The sequence below is a fragment of the Sphingobium sp. CFD-2 genome (genome assembly GCF_024611135.1).
In the GTDB taxonomy this organism is placed as follows: Bacteria; Pseudomonadota; Alphaproteobacteria; order Sphingomonadales; family Sphingomonadaceae; genus Sphingobium; species Sphingobium fuliginis.
In genome coordinates, this window is the sequence record NZ_CP084405.1 from 3,058,254 (window position 1) to 3,077,137 (window position 18,884).

Sequence of the window (18,884 nt, forward strand, 5' to 3'; positions counted from 1 at the left end):
CATCTACAGAAAATCGAATCACAAAATCTCGAATAGACGCGGACTTCTTTGAGGAGGCGTGTTGCACTAGGGTTGATTGACTATGCAGGATGGATATGCCGTACCCCGCGAAACCATCCGGATCGCCCTTCCCAGTTTCCGAGCGGCTGGTGGTCGGCATCGAATTTCGAGCGCAATCGCAAAGTCGAGCAGAACCATCGGCGCTTTCGCTGCCGGGGTCGCGCTTGCCAGCACTATTCCAGCCCATGCCCAGCTTCCCGTTCCGCCAGCAATGGAGGACTATCCGCGGGCATTGGAATGCCTGACGCTCGCTATTGCCTATGAAGCCGGCTACGAGAGCCTGGAAGGGAAGCAGGCGGTCGCGGAGGTTGTGCTCAACCGGCTGAGAAGCGGATCGTTCCAGGGCACCGTCTGCGACGTGGTTTTCGAGGGATCAACCCGGCGCACGGGCTGCCAGTTCAGCTTTACATGCGACGGCTCGCTCAGGCGCAGGCTGCCGGAGCGCGTGATGATTGAAGCCAGAATGGTCGCAGAGGACGCGCTTGCAAACCGCATTCCCGCGCGCGCTCCAGGCGCGACACATTATCATGCGAACTATGTCAGTCCCTATTGGGCGCCGAGCCTCACCCGCATAACTCAGATCGGGGCGCACATCTTTTACCATACGCCTGGAAAACCCGCCCCCTACGGTCCGGTCAATTTTGCGGGTACGCCCGTTTCGGCGAGCGCCTATCGCAGTTCGTCCACAAACACACAGACATTGAAGGCGGCGCCCGCCAATTTCGCTCCGTGGGGACTCGGTCTGGATGCAATGGCAGCCCAGGAGCCGTAAATCAGCGATCAGGCAGGAAGCAGGACAAGCTCGGTGTGAATAGTTTCGATAATCGGCGCGTTTCAAACCGAGACCAAAATTCCACGAGCGCCGCGATCTCGGCATGTACATCGTTGGCAAGTTCGACTGCTGCAGATGTCGGACTGATTTGCGATTTCCGAACCTGAACCTCGCTAGCTGGCGGGTCCTGATCGCAATGCGGCTACCGCCTTGCGCGCGACTTTCATCGGCAAGGAGAGTCGAGTCGTTCCTTGCCCAAGCGGCGTGAACCCATAACGGTCGTAGAAGGCTCCGGCATTCTCGTCGATCGGGTCGACGACAATCATGCGCGCAGCTGCCTCAATCGAACAGAGACGCGTCAGCGCGTCGATCAGCAACAGTTCGCCCAACCCCTTGCCCTTCATCGTGACGTCACGCGCGAGCCGGCCTATGAGAAAGGCCGGAATCCGATCATAACCCGGCAAGCCTTTCTTCTGTTCAGGCAATAGTTCGTTTTCCAGCACCGCATGTGCCGAGATGGTATAATAGCCTACAACTTTGGCGGAATCCGGCGCTACCGCCACGAAGCAGGCAGCAATGTCACCGCGCTCGTTCTGGCCAGCGAATTTCAACAGATAGTCGGTGAGCGATGGTTGTTCACAGACGAACCCGCTTCGGTCATGCGCCGCAGACAACCGTTCGAACCGGACCTCAATCTCACCCTTCACACATGACCTGTAATTGCGCGATGCCGCGTTGCGGCAGCCTTCAGTGCCTGGTTGGGTTCCGCCTCGGTATCGAGCGCGCGTATCAGCGCCGCGAAATCATCTCGATTGAGTCGTGTCACCTCGGCGTCGTCGATCGCACGCTGCGCGGCATCCTGCACCGCAGCGGTGACGAACGCTGCCAGGGTTTGCCCGCGCAACGCTGCCGCATGGCTTACCCGGCTGTGCAGCGAGGGCGGCACTCGCACCTCAAGTCTTTCCGAACGGCGCTCCTGAACCCCGGCGACCATAACAATACTCCTTCGCCACCCATGTACGGCAATATACCGACAAATTCAAGACCCACACCGGTGTCTTATCGGAACCTGCTGTCAGTGTTGGAGGTTCCCGAGCTGTTGGGAGTCTTGAGTGTTATACCGAGCCCCATGAGCCGCAGTTCATCGGCATAACTCCTGTCATTGCAGCGATATGGCTTCGGCCTTCATTGCTTCCAAAGCATTAGTGATCGTCTGCGACGGCAGAATGAATTTCAGCGACGTTCCGTCCAGCAATGGCATTGCGCCGAAACGCCCATACCAGCGGGCGGCGGCGGTTTCCCTTGCGTCGATCACCAGGGCGAGGCCACCAATCTGCGCTGTAATCGTGACTATCAAAGGAGTGGGCAACAGCAAAACGTCCAAGGCGAAAGACTGGAACCTCATAGCGCCCCAGCTTGCGGGTTAGCGCAGCGGGAACGCAAGCGAATTCCCAAGACGCGGAGCTCCCGTGCAGACGTAGAAACGGCTACGAAAGTCTTGGAACTGGGAGTTTCTGTTGCGGTCGGTTTAACCTATTCCGACATTTGCTAAGCTAAACTTAGCCTTATCGAGAATGCGTAAACCAGCGCAGACCGTGTCGAGGGTGTCTCTACGTGCCTTTCGTTCAGTTCGATGCCCTGATCAAATATGGCCGTTCAGGTCGATCTGTTATCTCCACGACGACCCTGCGCACAGCCCGCGCACCATCTGGCAATCTCGCTTCGACAATGATCGTGAGCGGCCTGCCGATAACATCGGTGGCGTCGGTAAACGCCAGAGCGGTGCGCTGCCCGGCGCGCTCGCGGGCACGATCGATGGCGACGGGGCTCCCCACCTGCCCTCCTGCCTCCATGACGGCGATCGCGCGCGGATCGGCAAATTTTGTATCGAACGCCGCCCTCGCGGTGTAGGCGGTCGCTATCGGGCGGATGAGTTCCACGAGCCGGGTATCGAAACCGCGGATGCTGCCGAGCTCTTCGATCGATGCAAGGAACCCGTTCGCGGGACGAATTCCCGCCCGTTCATAATAGGCGCTCTCCGCGCCGAACGGGCGAACCTCATCGTCGCCGTCGGTCCAGTCGAGCAGCGAATCTCGCGCGATCAGCAGCCTGTCTCCTTCAAGACCGACCTCTTCGAGGAGGCGCGTCGCCATCGCCTCGTCAAGCTGGCCGATAGGCACCTTGCCGCGCTCGTCTTCGATCCTTACGCGAATGCGGGCGTCGTTGAAGGTGAACCGTTGCTCGCGACCGTCAATGGGCCAGCGCTGCGTGATATCAGTGGCCATGAGACTGCTGAGCGCGCGCGCCACGCCGGCGTCCGCCGCAGCACCAGCCTGAAGCTGATCATGTTCCGCAGCAACTTCATCGATCCCCATCCGTGTCGCCGTCAGAACAGTCAACGCCATGGCTGCAAAAACAGCGATGCTGGCTACTGCTGCGACCAGCGCATAGCCTTCCTCTCCCTTGTTCACGGGATGGTGCCATGAGTCCGGAAGGGTTCCAGTGTCCGAAGCTTCATGCGCAGTTCCTCGGTGACCGCACGCCCGTCGTCCGGCGTCCGAATGACCTGGGGCTTCAGCAGCACGATAAGCTCTGTCCGGTTCTGGCGGTTGTCATGGCTGCCGAACAGACCACCTATGACAGGAATCCGCGAAAGGATCGGAATGCCGTTTTTGCCCGATGTCTGCGAATCCCGAAAGAGGCCACCGAGTGCGATGACCTGCCCGTCTTGCACCGCGACGGTGGTCGATATCCGCCGAGTGGAGATCGTCGGTGTCGCGATTGCGGCACCGGCACTCGCCACCGCACTGCTGACATTGACGTCGCTCACCTCCTGCGAGACGTCGAGAAGCACCGTGCCGCTCCCGTTGACCCGAGGCGTTACGCGCAGGATGACCCCGGTATCGCGGTACTCGATTGCGTTGACGATGGGCGCGTCCGGATTGGTGACGCTGACAGCATTGCCCGAAGAGACGGGAACCTGATCGCCAACCTGAAGCGCCGCCGTCTGGTTGTTGAGCGTGACAAGCTTGGGCGCTGACACGACCCGAACATTGGTGCGTTGCTCGAGTGCGTTGAGCGCGGCGTTTATGCTGGTTCCGGCAAGATAGTAGCTGAAGCCGGACTGGGTGGGACCGGTGGGCATCTCCGCGCCATCGGTGACGCGGAAGTTGCTGTCGCCGGTCAGCCAGTTCCACTGCACACCGTAGCGCAAGGTGTCGGTCAAGGAGACCTCGGTGATCGCCGCTTCGATCATGACCTGCAGCGGCGCGATGTCGAGCTTGCGCAAGGCATCTTCGATTATCGCATATTCGCGCGGCGTCCCATGCACGACGATCGCATTGTTGATCTCGTCGGCTGTGATTTTCCCGCCGCTGCCGTTCGACGACGATGCCTGGCGATCCGCGTCCGATGCGCCGTCGCGGGATCCGCTCCGATTGCCGGACGAACCCTCGGCGCCAGCGGCGCGAGGCGTCTGCGAGGACGAACTGCCCGAGGAGCGCGCTCGTCCGTCATCGGTTCCACCAAATGGCTCGGACAGATCGTCGCTTTCTCCGCTGCTGTTGCCATATGCCTGGTTGAGGGTGCGCGCGAGATCGCGAGCACGGCCATTCTGGACATGATAGACGAAGATGCGTTTCTCGGCATTCTCGCCTTCGCGATCCAGGATTTCGACCCAGCGGCGGACGTCTTCGAGATATTGGCCTTGCGCACTGACCGCGAGGATGCCGTTCAACCGCTCCATGGTGATGAGGCGAACAAGCCCGCGTGTCGGCGCGTTCTCGGCATTGATGAGCTTGTCGAGTTCGGGAACGATCAGTCGGGCGTCGGTGCGTTCCGGAATATAGAGTCCGAAGCTCATATTTCGGAGCCAGTTCACATCGAATTGCTTGAGCATGTCACGCGCGCTGCTGCGCTGGCCGGTCGTGCCCGCGATCGTGACCCGATTGCCGGCAGGGTCGATATCCGACACCACACCTGGAATCGCGCTATCGAGCACTTTGCGCACTTCTTCCGCGTTGATGAACTGGAGCGTGATGACTTCGGTCCCAAATCCGAGGGCATCGGGCGCTACGGGCACACGGGCGGATGCCTCGGGCCGAACAACAAACCCATTGCCGATGGGAACAAGGGCGAGTTGCGCGGAGCGAAGTGCCGTCTCGAACAGACCGATGATTTCTGAGCGCGCGACCGATCCCGGCGTCACGAGCGAGACCTGTGCATTCACACCGGGATCGACGCTGACCGGAATACCCGTCACTTGCTGGACAGACGATGCCACGGCGCGGACGTCCGCCTGAGGGAGATTGAGGCTGACATTGCCGCCACGAACCGGGCGCGGCGTCGCTCCGGCACCGGGGCGTGGAATCGTCCCTTCCCCTTCAACGAGGGTCGAACGCACTTGTGGCTCCGCCCGCTCCGCTTCCGCGACGATTGCGGGCGGCTGAGGCATCTGGATCGGCAGTGGCTGTTGCTGGGCTGCACATCCGGTCAGAGTGAGGGCTATCAGGGCAATACCTGACAGCAAATTCGGCTTGATCTTCATCTTGGACTCCCCGTCGTCGCCCCGTTTGCAGGAAGGGGGGCCCCTGCACCGAATGGGACAATGATCTTCTCTTCGCCTTGCGTGAGGAGAATCTCGTTCGTACGAACCGCCATCAGCCTCCAGTCACCGATGCGTCCTCCGAGGGGCACGCTGACAGCGCGTCCGTCAGCCCCTTGCACGACGGCATAAATGGCGCGGCCGACGCGGACAGATCCAACGATCTTGCGATCGCCAACCTGCCCTGCCCCGCTTGCGGCGGGACCGCCCGCGGGAGCGAACATCGATCGGGCAAGAATGATCGCGCCGCCCTCTGCGCGTTCAGGCTCGCCAGCGGGTAAGGCTGATTGCGCCCCACGGCCGACTGGACCGGGGGGCGGCAGCTCTACGTCACCGCCACCCGCCAACTGGATAGCAACAGCGCCCGCCAGCAGCGCGCAGAGCACCAGAGGCAGGCTCGCCGTCTTATCGAGCGGCGGCAGCGCGGAAGGGAATCGCAGCTTCAATTTGAACATCCATGATGGAGGATTGGCCGGTGACGAGGGCGTCGTTCGCCTCGACCGAAAGAGTTTCGACAACGAGCCACGGTGGCGTGTTCTGCAGCTGGTCGAGGGTCGCGACGAGCTGGGGCAGCGTCATCCGCGCACTGATGCTTGCCCGGGCCCATCCCGCGTCGCCCTCGGCATCGCCAAGTGCGCGAACTTCGCCGCCGCTTCGCTCGACGACGCGCTGCAGGCGCTGCTTCAAGGCTTCCCGCCCCTGCTCGATATTGGGCGCGGCAATCACATAGGTATCGATCCGCCGCCGAGCCTCCTCGGCCTGGCGCCGCAACCGCGGAACGGCCGCGATCGTGCGCTGATTGTGCAGGTAGAGAAGGTTCAACTCGTTGCGCTTCTCGGCCCGGGCGGAAAAGCCGGCAGCGATGGGCGCCACGATCAGAAACCAGACAAGCGCGATGAGCCCCACCAGAATGAGCAACGCGACGAGACGGCGCTCGCGAGGAGAGACCGGGCGCATCATCGGCGATTGATCCGCGCGCCAATATCGAACGGCTCGCCTGCCGGAACCTCGGCCTGGATTTCGTCGTTGAGGGCGCGAACATCCGTAAAGGCGCCGGACTGGCGCAAACCGCTCGCGACATCCGTGCGGGGCGGCTTGTAGCCGGTGATCTTCATCGTAGCGCCGTCCCAGACGAAGCGTTGAAGCCAGGCTCCTTCCGGCAGAGCCTCGCTGGTCGCCGCGAGCCCGCCAAGCGCATCATGGTGCCGGCGCTTCCCGAGGGATCGCGCAACCAACGTGCGGTCCTGTTCGGTTCTTTTGATGATGGTCTGTGCGACGGTGACGGCCGGCTGCTGTTCCTGCACAACCTGCTCAAGCCGCTCCACCGCCTGCACGTCCTTCCAGATGAACAAGGCGATGTTGAGCAAGACAAAACAGCCGACTGCCGCCCAGACTATCGGCGTGGCACTGCGGGGCCGTGCAATCAGGTTCGCGTCACGCATGGCGGGTGCAAAATCGATCGGCGCCACAGTACCGTTGTCCTCAAGCTGGACGCGCATGGCGACCGCCTTTGTTTCGGCGACGGCATCCGCGATCGCGCGGGCCGTATCGGCCGGAAGCCCGGCAACCTCTACACGCACTCGTGCGGGATCTGCGGCCGGGCCAAGCCGCCGTGCGGCGACCATGATGGCGCCGTTCGGGAAAGGCAGCAGGCTCTCGCCCTCGAATGCTACCATTCGCTGTAAATCCCGGTCGCTCAAGGCAGGACGCTCGATCGTCCGAGTGAGGCACCGGTCGGGTTGCACGACGACGGCGATCCGTTCGCCCGGCTGAGGCTCTCTCTCCCGATTGACCTTCTTTCCGTTCGGAAACAGTGTCAGACCTCCCTCCGCAAAAGCGAACCGGGCCAGACTGTCGACACGGCGTTGACGCAAACGCGTGGGTAGCAATTGTTCCAGTTCGCTGACCCACCAGCGCAGCCCCTGCGAGAGCCAGCTACCGATCGTCGTCATATCGGCGTCAAGAATGCGCTTCGCGCTCATCGCTCTTCTCCGCATTTTCCGGTAAGGGCATCGATCCGGCAGGGGCCGTAGCTGGTTGATCGAGGCCGTATGACGAGGTCCGGCCAGACCCGTTGGTCCCTTTCTCCGAAAACAAGCCGGACGCGGATAAGCTCGGGGGTCGTCGAACGGTCCCACCATCTGTCCTGCCAGACCCGCTGCGCGCCAGGCTCGGGCGGGCCAAAATAGCTGATCGAAAGATCACGCACGCCCGAGAGGAGCCTGTTGGGAGTCCAGCCAACGAGCTCCGTTCCACTGCGATCAATTCCCATTTTTCGGCTGTGGGCCGTATAGAGAACGAGATCGCCATTTGCAGTGCGCGTCAGGCGATAGCGCTGCAGCGCATCCGCGCCTTCGCGGTCGAAAGATGGACCCACGAAGGTCAACACACCGGTGGTTCCGCGCATTTCCACGATCGGAATCGCGGAATCTGTGCGGGTAATCGGGCGCAATCGTTCGATCGAGGTTCGCAGCACATTTTGCACCGCGACGATTTCCTCGAAGTTGTTGTTCACCGCCCGGCTGCGCTGGGCAATGATCCCGGCGCTAGCCAACCCCTGCGCGAGGAGAACGGCCGCCAGTCCCATCAGCGCGAGGCTGACCAGCAGTTCGACAAGTGTGAAGCCATCTTCCTTTGCGGCGCAGTTTGCGTGGATATGGTCCCTTGCCGCCATCGGTCACTGATCCAACCGCAGCGTCTCGACGCGAACGAGTCTGCGCCCTGTCCCGCGATCCAGGACATCGATCCGAACCCTTTGGAGGGCTACTGCGGTATCGCGGGCGCCGCCTCCGACGCCATGTCGCGTGAAACGCCATGAGAGATCGCGCCAATGACCGGTAGCTGCCAGTTCGCCGGGTCCGGGGGCGATACTGGCCTGGGCAAGCAGCGAACGCGCGAGCAGAACCGCCTCGCGCTTTTGTGCGGTTCGGCTCGCAGCCTGGGCATGAGTCGAGATCGAGTCGAACAACATCGAGGACATGCCGGCGATGACGGCGAGTGCCACCAATACCTCGATCAGGCTGAAGCCTGCCTCTGCAGCCCTGCCGCTCATGATATGCGCTCGATCAGGCCGGTTGTCGGGCGAACACGCCAGCGCCGTGCCCTCACACCGTCTTCGACCGCCACTTCGCCGGCCGTGGCGGTGCCATCCGGATAGAAGGTGATCCCGCCGGCCCGCGGAATGGCGCGTAGCCGGTCCGGGAGGAGGTCCCTTGCCTCGCCGATGCCAAAGCCGCGCTGGTCGGAAGACACCTCAAATCGAACAATGATGCCCCGGCGCAATGCTTGCATCCGGGCGCTGCGTAACGACGCCTCGAAGCGCGTCGCACCATCCATGAATGCCTGGTAGCGTAGGGCTGCGCCAACGGCAGGGAACGAGATTCCAGCAGCGAGGCCGAGTACCGCCAAAATGACCAGCGCCTCGATCAGCGTGAAACCGGCTTCCGCGTGGGAATGGATCGAGGAATGCTCACCAGCTCCCCACATCCCTGGCCTCCCCCGTCCCGCCAGCCTTCCCGTCCGATCCATGGCTGTAGACGTCAACCTCACCATGCTCGCCGGGGATCCGCATCAGATAGGGCCGCCCCCAGGGGTCGATGATCGCAGACTGTTCGGGAAGATATGGCCCATTCCAGCTCGGCAGGTTCTGCGGGGCCTTTACCAGGGCTTCCAGGCCCTCGTGTTCCGTGGGATAGCGCGAGGCATCGAGCTTGAAGAGGTTGAGCGCGGCAACGACATTCTTCGCCTGGACCTGGGCTGTCTTCGACTTGGAACTGTCGAGATATTTGATCACCTGCGGGCCGACGATCGCAGCTAGCAATCCAAGGATCGCCAGCACGACAAGGAGCTCCAGGAGCGTAAAGCCGGCTTCCTGTCCGGTGTCTTTTCCGGGTCTCTTTCTCATTCTGCTTTCTCCCTTCATGAAGACAGCGCCAGGTCGTTGAAGCCGAGGATCGCCGACATGATGGATGCGATGATCGCCGCGACGGTTACGCCCAGCAGGACCGTAATGGCGGGGGTGAGGATGCCGATCAGGCGTTCGAGGCGGGTTCGAACATCGCGATCGAGTACGTCGGCAAGGCGCGTCAGCATCATGCCGAGTTGCGACGTTTCTTCGCCGGTCCGCAGGAAGCCGATCGCCAGCCTGGGGAGCACACCGGAAGCCGCCAATGGTGCGGTGAGGCCCCCACCCTCCTTGACGCCATCGGCGACCTTGCCGATCGCGCTGGCCAACACCTGATTGGACAGGGTTCGCTGGGAAAGCGCCAGCGCCGCAGGGAGTCCCACCTCTCCCTCGATGAGCGCACCGAGCGTGCGAGCGAACCGGGCGGTTTCGATACGGCGGATGAGTTCGCCCAGTTGCGGCATACGAAGCGCGATCCGGTCGCGAGCGAGCCGGACTGCTGGCTGACGCAGCGCGAAGGCGCCAGCGATGATCGCCCCCCCTAGGGCCAAGAGCATGACAAGGCCGTATTGCCGGACGATCTGGCTGGCTGTCATGACAACCAGCGTCGCGGTCGGTAGCTTCTGGGCCGTGCTGGTGAACATGCGCTCGAATTGCGGCACGACGAAGAGGAGCATCAGCAGAACGACGCCGACGGCAATGACGATGAGCGCGATCGGATAGATCATCGACGATACAACCAGGCGGCGCAATTCAGCCTCCTGCTCGAGTGCGCCGGCAAGCCGGGTCAAGGCTTCGCCGAGACGGCCATTCGCTTCGCCGGCTTCCGCCATCGCGACAGCTGTGGGAGAGAACAGGTCGGGCTTCAGGGCCATAGCGCGTGACAGAGGCGCGCCTTCGCGCACTTCACGCAGGATATCGGCGAGGTGGGCGGCGACTGCCTTGTCCTCGACATTCTCCACCGCGAGAGCGAGCGCACGGTCGAGCTGCAACCCCGCTTCGAGCAAAACCGCAAGCTCCCCGACGGTGATTGCCGCTGCCTCACGCCCCTTCCCGCCCGCCTTCGACCTCTTCCTTCCGCGCTCTGCCGGCATCGCGACCAAGTCGAGTGGCCGTGCGCCATTGCGGCGTAGAGCCGCGACGGCATCGCGGCGATCACCGGCCTCAAGTTCACCTGTGAGGCTCGAACCGTCATCCTTGACGGCGCGGTAGCGGAAAGTGGTCATCCCCCCTCCCCGCTGCTTACGCGAAGCACTTCTTCAATCGTCGTGAGGCCGATAGCCGCCTTGGCAACGCCATCGGCAAAAAGGCTGCGCATTCCTCCGGCCTCGCCTGCCGCCTGGATTTCAGGGGTATCAGCGCTATGCAGGATAAGCTTGGACACCGCATCGTCGACGCGCAGAAATTCGAGAACGGCGACACGGCCGGAGTAGCCGCTGCCCCCGCACCGGTTGCATCCTTCAGCGTGATAGAACTGCCTCGGCCCAACCGTATGAAGCATGGGGACAAGGATTTCGGGGATGTCGTCGTCCGGAACGTAGGGTCGACGGCAATCCGGACAGAGGCGCCGCACGAGGCGTTGGGCCAGAATACCAGATAAAACCGATCCGAGAAGGAAGGGCTCCACGCCCATATCGAGAAGACGCGATATAGCGCCCGCGGCCGTATTGGTGTGGAGGGTGGAAAGAATCATATGGCCGGTAAGCGCGGCCTGGACAGCGATCTGAGCTGTCTCGGCGTCGCGAATCTCGCCCACCATCATCACGTCCGGATCCTGGCGCAGGAACGAGCGCAGCGCGGTGCTGAAGGTGAAACTGATCGCGGGGTTGACCTGCGTCTGGATCACGCCCGGGAGACGATATTCGATCGGATCTTCGACAGTGAGGAGTTTGCGGTGGGGCGCGTTCAGCTCGGAAAGCGCGGCATAAAGGGTCGTGGTCTTTCCGCTGCCGGTTGGACCGGTCACCAACACGATGCCGTGCGGGCGGGCGATCGCTTCACGCATCCGGCTTGTCAGTTCGGGATCGAAGCCCAGCGTGGTAAAATCGAGGGCCAGGCGTGACCGATCAAGGATACGCATGACCACGCTCTCGCCATGGATGGAGGGTGAGGTTGCGACGCGAAGGTCGATTTCATGGCCGCGCACAGAAATGCGCAGACGGCCGTCCTGGGGCAGGCGCCGCTCGGCGATGTTCAGCCCCGCCATCACCTTGATACGTGACACCAGGGGCGCACGCATCGCGAGCGGCAGCTTTGCAGCCTCGCGCAACATGCCATCGACTCGGAACCGGACTGCCAGGCCGTCATCGCTGGGCTCTATATGAATGTCGGATGCGCGCTCGTCGGACGCACGCGCAATCAGTCTATTGACGGCGCGGATCACAGGTGCGTCGCTAACGAGGTCCTTGAGCCGTTCAAGATCGTCGCTGTCGATCTCCCCATCAGCGTCTTCGGCGACGGGACCTGCCCCATGATAGAGGCGTTCTATCGCAGCATCGAGATCGCTTGACCGGGCGATGACGCGCTCGACATGACGCCCGAAGGTGAAACCGAAGGCTTGTTCGACGAAGGAATCGAACGGATCGCTGACCGCGACGCGCACGAAAGTCGCTTCCGCCGCAATTGGCACAGCGCGATTCTCGCGTAGGAAATCAGAGGGCAGATCCGGTCCCTCGATCGCCTGGGACGGGAAGGCAGAGCCATCGACCACCGGCAGCCCGGTATAAGCGCCCATCTCGCTTGCGACTCGATCTTCCGACAGAAGCCCGAGGCGGGTGACGACAGCATCCAGTCGCTCTCCGGTCTCGGCCTGAACCAGAAGCGCGCGTTGCAGAGCGTCGTCCGAGAGCAAGGCCCGCGCGCGCAACATTTCCTCGAATCCCGAAGGATTCAAGGGGCCTGAGCCACCCTCGCCCACCTCCTCAGCACCCCGAACTTTATGCCAGGATCGTGCAATATTTGCCGCTCGGATCATGCTATCGCTACCCGCGCCTCCTGTTGCGGCCCCTAGTGAAGGGCAAGGGAAAGTTCCAAAGGAACTAATTGGATACAAGTTATATCCGCGTATTGCTACAGTATAGTTGCACCATCACGATTGCGAATTTTACTATATCAATAATGTCCAACCATAATGGACAGAATAAATATCCAAGCCAAGCACAATCAAAACCTCACTATAACAAAAATGTCATTTAGACTCGATAGCATGTGATTGTCGGAAAATGATCGAGTCGTGATCCGGCAACTATGTTAATCCGAATATTACTTTCGGATGAGTCGCCCGAATATTCGGGTAATGGCGGGTAGGTTGAAGTCCTTGCGACGAAGCCTGCTGGCGCTGCGTATAGAACGAGGGTCCGCGCCACTTCTTGCGATTTGGCGGTCGGGACTTTGCGTGACCGGGAATTTGCAAGGATCAGGCGCGCCGATCTTCGGGTTGGTGAACGATGATCTGCGCGCTGAAGAATGGACGTTTTTTGTTTTCAAACCTCAATTTGGAGAAATTCAATGAAGCGTATCAATTCCGCGCTCTTCCTGGCGACAGTCGCCAGCATGGCGCTCGCCTCGGGTGCTTCGGCACAGTCGATCCCGGCACCGTCCAACAGCGACGGCGCACTGCATGGCGCCGGCGCCAGTGCAATTCAAAACGTCCTGGTACAGGAACTGAACTGCATCGGCGGCAACAATCAGCTCGGCGTCTCCTCACCGAACCCCAACGGTCAGCTGACCACGATCGCCGAGCCTACGATCGGCTCGTTCAACTGCGCCACCACGGAAGTTCAACCGAACTTCGAGGGCAAGTATGTTGCCACGGGCTCAGGCTTCGGCCGTCAAGCCTGGCGCTCGAACAGCAACCAGTTCTTCAACGCCGGCACGGGCACGGGCACGACTGGTGTGCACAACCCCTTCGTGAACATCAGCGGCAATCCCCTCTGGTCGCATGTGCAGTTCGCCTTCTCCGAAGGTGGTGCAAGCCCCTCGGATATCCAGGCGTACAAGAACACGAGCACCGGCGCGGTGACCGTTGGTGGCGCACCGATCCAGTTCCCGAAGTACGTGCTGCCGGTCGCAGTCGTCTACAATCCAATCTACGCGTCTCAGGGTGCGACCAATTACCGTTTCAACGTCACCAATCCTCAGACGATCAACTCTGTCAACGCCGGCGGCCTGCGTCTGTCGCGTGAACTGTATTGCAAGGTGTTCAACGGCACCGTTCGGAACTGGAACGATGCGCTCTTCACCGCCGCCAATGGCGGAACATCGCTGCGTGATACCGCCGACAATCTGACGCGGTGGAACACGATTGGGGTGCCTGTACGTCTGGTCGGTCGTCTCGACCGCTCCGGCACCACGGATATCTTCACCCGTGCCCTCGCCGAGCAATGTGACTCGTATGGCACGAACAACTACACGACAAATGCTGAAGCGCTGCCTTATGCCCGTGTGGCCGGGGCGCCTGACTTCAGTGGCGTTCGGGCCGATACACCTTACTCGCTCGGCTCGTCGGCTGCACTCTCCGGCACGGCGCCGATGATCGGCAACCAGTACTTCAATCGTTCAACTGGTACGATTGTTTCGGTGAGCGGCGGATCGGCATCTACGCCTTCGGTGATCGGTGACGGGACTGGTCTCTTCCTGGTAGCCGATGGTAGCAGCGGTGTCCGTGACGCGATTTTGGCGGCACCCGATGTTCCCAATGCAACCACCGGCGCAACGCTGTTCGCCAACGGTAAGATCGGTTACATCGCATCTGACTTCGTGGCCGGCTCGGCTTCAGCCAATCCGGCTCTCTTCGCTGCCGCCCTGCAGCAGAAGCCGTCAGTCGCGCCGAACTCTTACCATATGCCGACTGCTGGTAACGCACAATCTGCCTTCGGCACATCGATCTTGCCGCCGCAGTCGGACTCGGCAGGTGCGTACGTAACCACTGACACCCGCCTGGTTCGGAACCCGGCAGGCGGCGCGGACATCCAGGCACGCCGGAACAACCCGGTTGCTTGGTACGACGTGCTCTACAATCCGGTCGCTACGCTGGCAGATCCGAACAACGGTTATGCTATCACCGGCACGACGCAGTTCCTGGGTCACCAGTGCTATCAGGCCGGCAACCGTCGCTCGATCGTCGAGTTCGTCATGGACAACTTTGACGAATACGGCACCACGAGCACCGGAGCTGCACTACCGGTGGATATGTTCGGTGGTGGGTCGAACAGCATTGTTTCGAACTCGAACATCGGCGTCGTGCCGATCAACTGGCAGCGTGCGATCCGCGAAACCTTCTTCCAGAACACCTCGGGTGGCCTCGGCGCCCTGAACCTCTGGATGCAGAACAGCACTTCTCGCGGAACTACCGTTGCGAACACGACGGTCTGCGGCAGTGGCGGTTCGGCCATCGGCGCTTGAGGCCACAGTCCATTACATAGTCTTAGCGGCCCCGGATCATTCCGGGGCCGCACCTTTCGAAGCGTACTAACGCCAAATCACGGGAAGCGTTTCATCGTCGGCACACCGTATTTCACGATTATAGTTCCACGAAACCTATATAGTTACGACAGCCTCGGAGTACGCAAATGAAGAGCGATACATCAATGTATTTTTGGGCATTTACCCTATGCGTATTTTCAGGTGGTAGTGCAATTTCTCAAACTATTCCTAGCCCTTCTCAGAGCGACGGCGCACTGCATGGCGCCGGCGCCAGTGGAATTCAGAACGTCCTGGTACAGGAACTGAACTGCATCGGCGGCAACAATCAACTCGGCGTCTCCTCACCGAACCCCAACGGTCAGCTGACCACGATCGCCGAGCCTACGATCGGCTCGTTCAACTGCGCCACCACGGAAGTTCAACCGAACTTCGAGGGCAAGTATGTTGCCACGGGCTCAGGCTTCGGCCGTCAAGCCTGGCGCTCGAACAGCAACCAGTTCTTCAACGCCGGCACGGGCATGGCTGGTGTGCACAACCCCTTCGTGAACATCAGCGGTAAACCCCTCTGGTCGCATGTGCAGTTCGCCTTCTCTGAAGGTGGTGCAAGCCCCTCGGATATCCGGGCGTACAAGAACATGAGCACCGGCGCGGTGACCGTTGGTGGCGCACCGATCCAGTTCCCAATCTATGTTCTGCCTGTCGCGGTCGTCTACAATCCCATCTACGCGACGCAGGGAGCGACCAACTATCGCTTCAACGTCACCAACCCTCAGACGATCAACTCTGTCAACGCCGGCGGCCTGCGTCTCTCGCGTGAACTGTATTGCAAGGTGTTCAACGGCACCGTCCTGAATTGGAACGATGCGCTCTTCACCGCCGCCAATGGCGGAATGCCGTTGCGCGATCCGCAGGATGAAATCGACAATCCGGGTCGCTGGGGAGTCCAGGGCATTCCGGTCCGGCTTGTCGGCCGTCTCGACCGCTCTGGTACAACGGATATCTTCACGCGTGCCCTCGCCGAGCAGTGCGACTCGTACGGAACGAACAACTACGTGACGAACGCCGAAGCTCTTCCTTATGCTCGTGTCGCCGGGGCGCCTGACTTCAGCGGTGTGCGAGCCGATACGCCTTACTCGCTCGGCTCGTCCGCTGCGCTTTCCGGCACGGCGCCGATGATCGGCAACCAGTACTTCAACCGGGGAACTGGTACTATCCTGTCTGTATCCGGCGGTTTGCCCTCAAACCCATCTCCGGGCACGAGTGGAACCGGGCGCTTTTTGATGGCTGACGGCAGTAGCGGGCTTCGTGATGCAATCCTCGCGGCACCCGATATCGGCACCGGTTTTAGGGTGAACGGCAAAATCGGCTATATTGGTTCACCTTTCGTGGCTGGTTCAGCTTCAGCCAATCCGGCTCTCTTCGCTGCCGCCCTGCAGCAGAAGCCGTCAGTCGCGCCGAACTCCTACCATATGCCGACTGCTGGTAACGCACAATCTGCCTTCGGCATCACGCTTCTCCCCCCACAGTCGAATGCGGACGGCAGCTACAACCCTGTCGACGGCCGCATGGTCAGCAACCCGGAGGGCGGCCCTCCTATCCAGGCACGCCGAAACAATCCACTCGCATGGTATGAATTGCTTTACCATCCAATGTCGATCCTGCCAGATCCAAACAATGGCTACGCAATCACCGGCACGACGCAGTTCCTGGGTCACCAGTGCTATCAGGCTGGCAACCGTCGCTCGATCGTCGAGTTCGTCATGGACACCTTCGATCTATTTGGCACCACGAGCACCGGAACTGCACTACCGGTGGATATGTTCGGTGGTGGGTCGAGCAGCATTGTTTCGAACTCGAACATCGGCGTCGTGCCGAACAACTGGCAGCGTGCGATCCGCGAAACCTTCTTCCAGAACACCTCGGGTGGCCTCGGCGCCCTGAACCTCTGGATGCAGAACAGCACTTCTCGCGGAACTACCGTTGCGAACACGACGGTCTGTGGCAGTGGCAGTTCGGCCATCGGCGCTTGAGGCCGCAGTCCATTAGATAGTCTTAGCGGCCCCGGATCATTCCGGGGCCGCTTTCGTGTACCTGGTGAACTGAAGACATTGGCCTTAGTGTATTCGGTGTCTGTCAGTCATCAACTGCGGGGAACGCGCACAGGCCAGTGCCCAATCTTACGGATAGTCCAGTCCACGAGACGTCAAAGCGCCGATGATAACAGTCGCCTGTTTGGTCGTGAGTGCTGAAGGCAACAAGATGGTGCCCACCGAGGGCTTGATCCTAGCTATGACTCGAAGTCATTGACGAACCTTCGAAATCGGGTTGCCCAGATGAACGATCATTTGACCAAGTAAGGGGGGCGGCAGCAGAATAATGCCGTGTTTTGCAGCATTGACCCACTCTTTCATTTGGCACCTATGGCAAGTCCTTTTGCCGCCCTCCGGCGTGGATCCCAATGTCCGGCTGTGGATGACCGACGCACCCGCCTTCACAATATAGTGAAGACCGTTGAACACTTCATGTATTGAGCGCTGCGTACTCTGACACGCACGTAACTAAGTAGCGAACATCTAAGACAGCAATCCCCCGCCTTTTTCAAAATAACAGCGGGGAACTACTTCCGCTCAATTGATACTAGGCCGCCGCCAAGGCCGGCTTCGGCAATCGAGTTCTCCAAATTGGCGCGACCATAGCCACTACCACCTCCACCTCCGCAGTCGCCGCAAGCGACAAGCAAATCTCAGCCTCACCGTTGGTCCAGCGCCAAGATAGCGCGTCATGGCTTTCGAGTGGATAAAACCCCGCTCCAAAGGCTATATCGTCTAGTGGAAGAGCTTTTCCGTCGATATTCACTTCGGTGACAGCGACGCCGAGACGGCGCGTATCGGCGAGTGCGGGTATCACATGGCTAAGGATCCCGCTAGTTGATGACAGCTTGAGCGAAGCAGCCATCGGCGCCCGGAAGCAGAAGCGATTGCCGTGAACAGCCGTTGGAAAGATCTCGGTCCCACCAGCCAGAAGGCGTAGATCGGCTTCCTCGCATTGCATCCAACCCATTTCACTCATGCGCTCCACCAGTATCTGCTGCACCGCACTGAGTTGCGGCCCGGCTGCAACCATTGGGGCACAGGCATCGTCCCATGATTTTGGATCTAGGCGACCGACCAGCTCCGTGTTTTGACCAGCATTGACAAAGCTCGCACGGTTGCCGTCATCGAGATAAGATTCGCAAGGCAACCCTTCTGCAAGTAGCACGTCATGGCTATCGAGTTCGACGTGGAAGTAGCGGATTTGTTCCACTTCGTCCTGTAGTATGGTCGCACCATTTACAAGCAGGCCAACCGGCACCAACACCCCGTCGACATAAACCGCATGGCCCGGCGAGAGTAGCAAATCGCGCTTCGGCAAGTGGTCAGCAAAGGCGCCAGCCCGGACGCGAATTGGATGAGCAAGCACGGGATTCGCGCGGCGCGACGGGCGCACCAGCATCGTTCCGATCCACTTCACTGGGCGAAGCGCACCAGACGCAGTCAAAACAAGATCTCCCGGCTCTAGCATTTCGACACGGCGCTCGCCCTCGGCGGTCGCAATCATCGTGCCTTCCGCGAAACACACAACCGGCAGGTCAAAAGGTGCATCAGGGCTTGTTTCCGAGACCGAGATGGCGCCATAATACTTTGTAAATCCTGATCCTTCACTAGAATGTGAGAAATTGTAATTCGGATCGCTACGCCAGTTTTCGGTTAATAACAATCGATGCTCATCCAAGTCTGGTATGTATATTAGAAGGGTTTCTTGGGAATATGCCAGAACATTTGCCGCCACGGCCATATCGAACTCAGGTATATATATATCTAAGCCGTCACCTGTTGCGCCTTGAATATCCAAGGTAAAGTTACTCCAACTCTCTGGATTGGCCGAATGGTCATTTACATCAAACGCGCCTATTGTATAAGATCCATCCCCGTTTGCGTTTAGCTGCGCGGGATTAATGTATGCAGCCTCCCAGTCGGCACGAAACGTTAATCCGACCATTCCGGACAGGTCTTCGATATTAGTAGCCATTTGCTCTACCTTTCCCATTTCTTAAGCCAGAAATTCCGGCCAAATATTAAAAA

The 18,884-nt window shown here is 60.3% G+C and carries 17 protein-coding genes; 3 read left to right on the forward strand and 14 right to left on the reverse strand.

Features of this window, described 5'->3' with window-relative positions; all coding sequences use genetic code 11:
• Nucleotides 1-82: 82 nt before the first annotated feature.
• Entirely contained in the window at nucleotides 83-832 is a 750-nt protein-coding gene (locus LDB29_RS15150) for a cell wall hydrolase (RefSeq protein WP_257554624.1), read from the forward strand.
• Between the two features lie 173 nt (nucleotides 833-1,005).
• On the opposite strand, the gene LDB29_RS15155 is transcribed toward LDB29_RS15150, so the two are convergent.
• The 13 genes from LDB29_RS15155 to LDB29_RS15215 all read right to left on the reverse strand — a co-directional run bounded on the left by LDB29_RS15155 (nucleotide 1,006) and on the right by LDB29_RS15215 (nucleotide 12,208).
• Complete coding sequence (locus tag LDB29_RS15155; RefSeq protein ID WP_257554626.1) at nucleotides 1,006-1,539, reverse strand: GNAT family N-acetyltransferase; 534 nt, start codon at nucleotides 1,537-1,539, stop codon at nucleotides 1,006-1,008.
• Nucleotides 1,536-1,826: a DUF1778 domain-containing protein gene (locus tag LDB29_RS15160; RefSeq protein ID WP_257554628.1), complete on the reverse strand. Its 291-nt coding sequence runs from the start codon at nucleotides 1,824-1,826 to the stop codon at nucleotides 1,536-1,538. The genes LDB29_RS15155 and LDB29_RS15160 overlap by 4 nt, the downstream gene beginning before the upstream one ends.
• Nucleotides 1,827-1,991: 165 nt before the next feature.
• The gene (locus LDB29_RS15165; RefSeq protein ID WP_257554630.1) at nucleotides 1,992-2,237 is read right to left on the reverse strand and encodes a hypothetical protein; all 246 of its coding nucleotides are present in this window, start codon (nucleotides 2,235-2,237) and stop codon (nucleotides 1,992-1,994) included.
• Between the two features lie 220 nt (nucleotides 2,238-2,457).
• Nucleotides 2,458-3,303, reverse strand: coding sequence for a general secretion pathway protein GspK (locus LDB29_RS15170; protein ID WP_257554632.1), 846 nt, complete (start codon nucleotides 3,301-3,303; stop codon nucleotides 2,458-2,460).
• Complete coding sequence (gene gspD / locus LDB29_RS15175; protein WP_257554634.1) at nucleotides 3,300-5,378, reverse strand: type II secretion system secretin GspD; 2,079 nt, start codon at nucleotides 5,376-5,378, stop codon at nucleotides 3,300-3,302. Before gspD ends, LDB29_RS15170 begins: the two co-directional genes overlap by 4 nt.
• A 462-nt stretch (nucleotides 5,379-5,840) precedes the next feature.
• Nucleotides 5,841-6,395: a type II secretion system protein GspM gene (gene gspM / locus LDB29_RS15180; protein WP_257554636.1), complete on the reverse strand. Its 555-nt coding sequence runs from the start codon at nucleotides 6,393-6,395 to the stop codon at nucleotides 5,841-5,843.
• Nucleotides 6,392-7,417, reverse strand: a complete 1,026-nt coding sequence (locus tag LDB29_RS15185) for a PilN domain-containing protein (RefSeq protein WP_257554638.1) — start codon at nucleotides 7,415-7,417, stop codon at nucleotides 6,392-6,394. Before LDB29_RS15185 ends, gspM begins: the two co-directional genes overlap by 4 nt.
• Nucleotides 7,414-8,109, reverse strand: coding sequence for a prepilin-type N-terminal cleavage/methylation domain-containing protein (locus LDB29_RS15190; RefSeq protein ID WP_257554639.1), 696 nt, complete (start codon nucleotides 8,107-8,109; stop codon nucleotides 7,414-7,416). Before LDB29_RS15190 ends, LDB29_RS15185 begins: the two co-directional genes overlap by 4 nt.
• A gap of 3 nt (nucleotides 8,110-8,112) precedes the next feature.
• Nucleotides 8,113-8,487 (reverse strand): type II secretion system protein, encoded by a 375-nt coding sequence (locus LDB29_RS15195; RefSeq protein ID WP_257554641.1) that lies wholly within the window; start codon nucleotides 8,485-8,487, stop codon nucleotides 8,113-8,115.
• A complete protein-coding gene (locus LDB29_RS15200) occupies nucleotides 8,484-8,921 on the reverse strand; it encodes a GspH/FimT family pseudopilin (protein ID WP_257554643.1) in 438 nt (145 codons plus the stop codon). Before LDB29_RS15200 ends, LDB29_RS15195 begins: the two co-directional genes overlap by 4 nt.
• Nucleotides 8,905-9,339: a type II secretion system major pseudopilin GspG gene (gene gspG / locus LDB29_RS15205; protein ID WP_257554645.1), complete on the reverse strand. Its 435-nt coding sequence runs from the start codon at nucleotides 9,337-9,339 to the stop codon at nucleotides 8,905-8,907. Before gspG ends, LDB29_RS15200 begins: the two co-directional genes overlap by 17 nt.
• 14 nt (nucleotides 9,340-9,353) lie before the next feature.
• Complete coding sequence (locus tag LDB29_RS15210; protein WP_257554646.1) at nucleotides 9,354-10,565, reverse strand: type II secretion system F family protein; 1,212 nt, start codon at nucleotides 10,563-10,565, stop codon at nucleotides 9,354-9,356.
• Nucleotides 10,562-12,208, reverse strand: a complete 1,647-nt coding sequence (locus LDB29_RS15215) for a GspE/PulE family protein (RefSeq protein WP_257554647.1) — start codon at nucleotides 12,206-12,208, stop codon at nucleotides 10,562-10,564. Before LDB29_RS15215 ends, LDB29_RS15210 begins: the two co-directional genes overlap by 4 nt.
• Before the next feature lie 638 nt (nucleotides 12,209-12,846).
• On the opposite strand from LDB29_RS15215, the gene LDB29_RS15220 reads away from it, so the two are divergent.
• Both LDB29_RS15220 and LDB29_RS15225 read left to right on the forward strand, forming a co-directional pair.
• Complete coding sequence (locus LDB29_RS15220; RefSeq protein WP_257554648.1) at nucleotides 12,847-14,742, forward strand: substrate-binding domain-containing protein; 1,896 nt, start codon at nucleotides 12,847-12,849, stop codon at nucleotides 14,740-14,742.
• A gap of 167 nt (nucleotides 14,743-14,909) precedes the next feature.
• The gene (locus LDB29_RS15225) at nucleotides 14,910-16,793 is read left to right on the forward strand and encodes a substrate-binding domain-containing protein (protein WP_257554649.1); all 1,884 of its coding nucleotides are present in this window, start codon (nucleotides 14,910-14,912) and stop codon (nucleotides 16,791-16,793) included.
• Between the two features lie 607 nt (nucleotides 16,794-17,400).
• Here LDB29_RS15225 and LDB29_RS15230 read toward each other — a convergent pair.
• Nucleotides 17,401-18,831: a Hint domain-containing protein gene (locus tag LDB29_RS15230; protein WP_257554650.1), complete on the reverse strand. Its 1,431-nt coding sequence runs from the start codon at nucleotides 18,829-18,831 to the stop codon at nucleotides 17,401-17,403.
• Nucleotides 18,832-18,884: the final 53 nt, after the last annotated feature.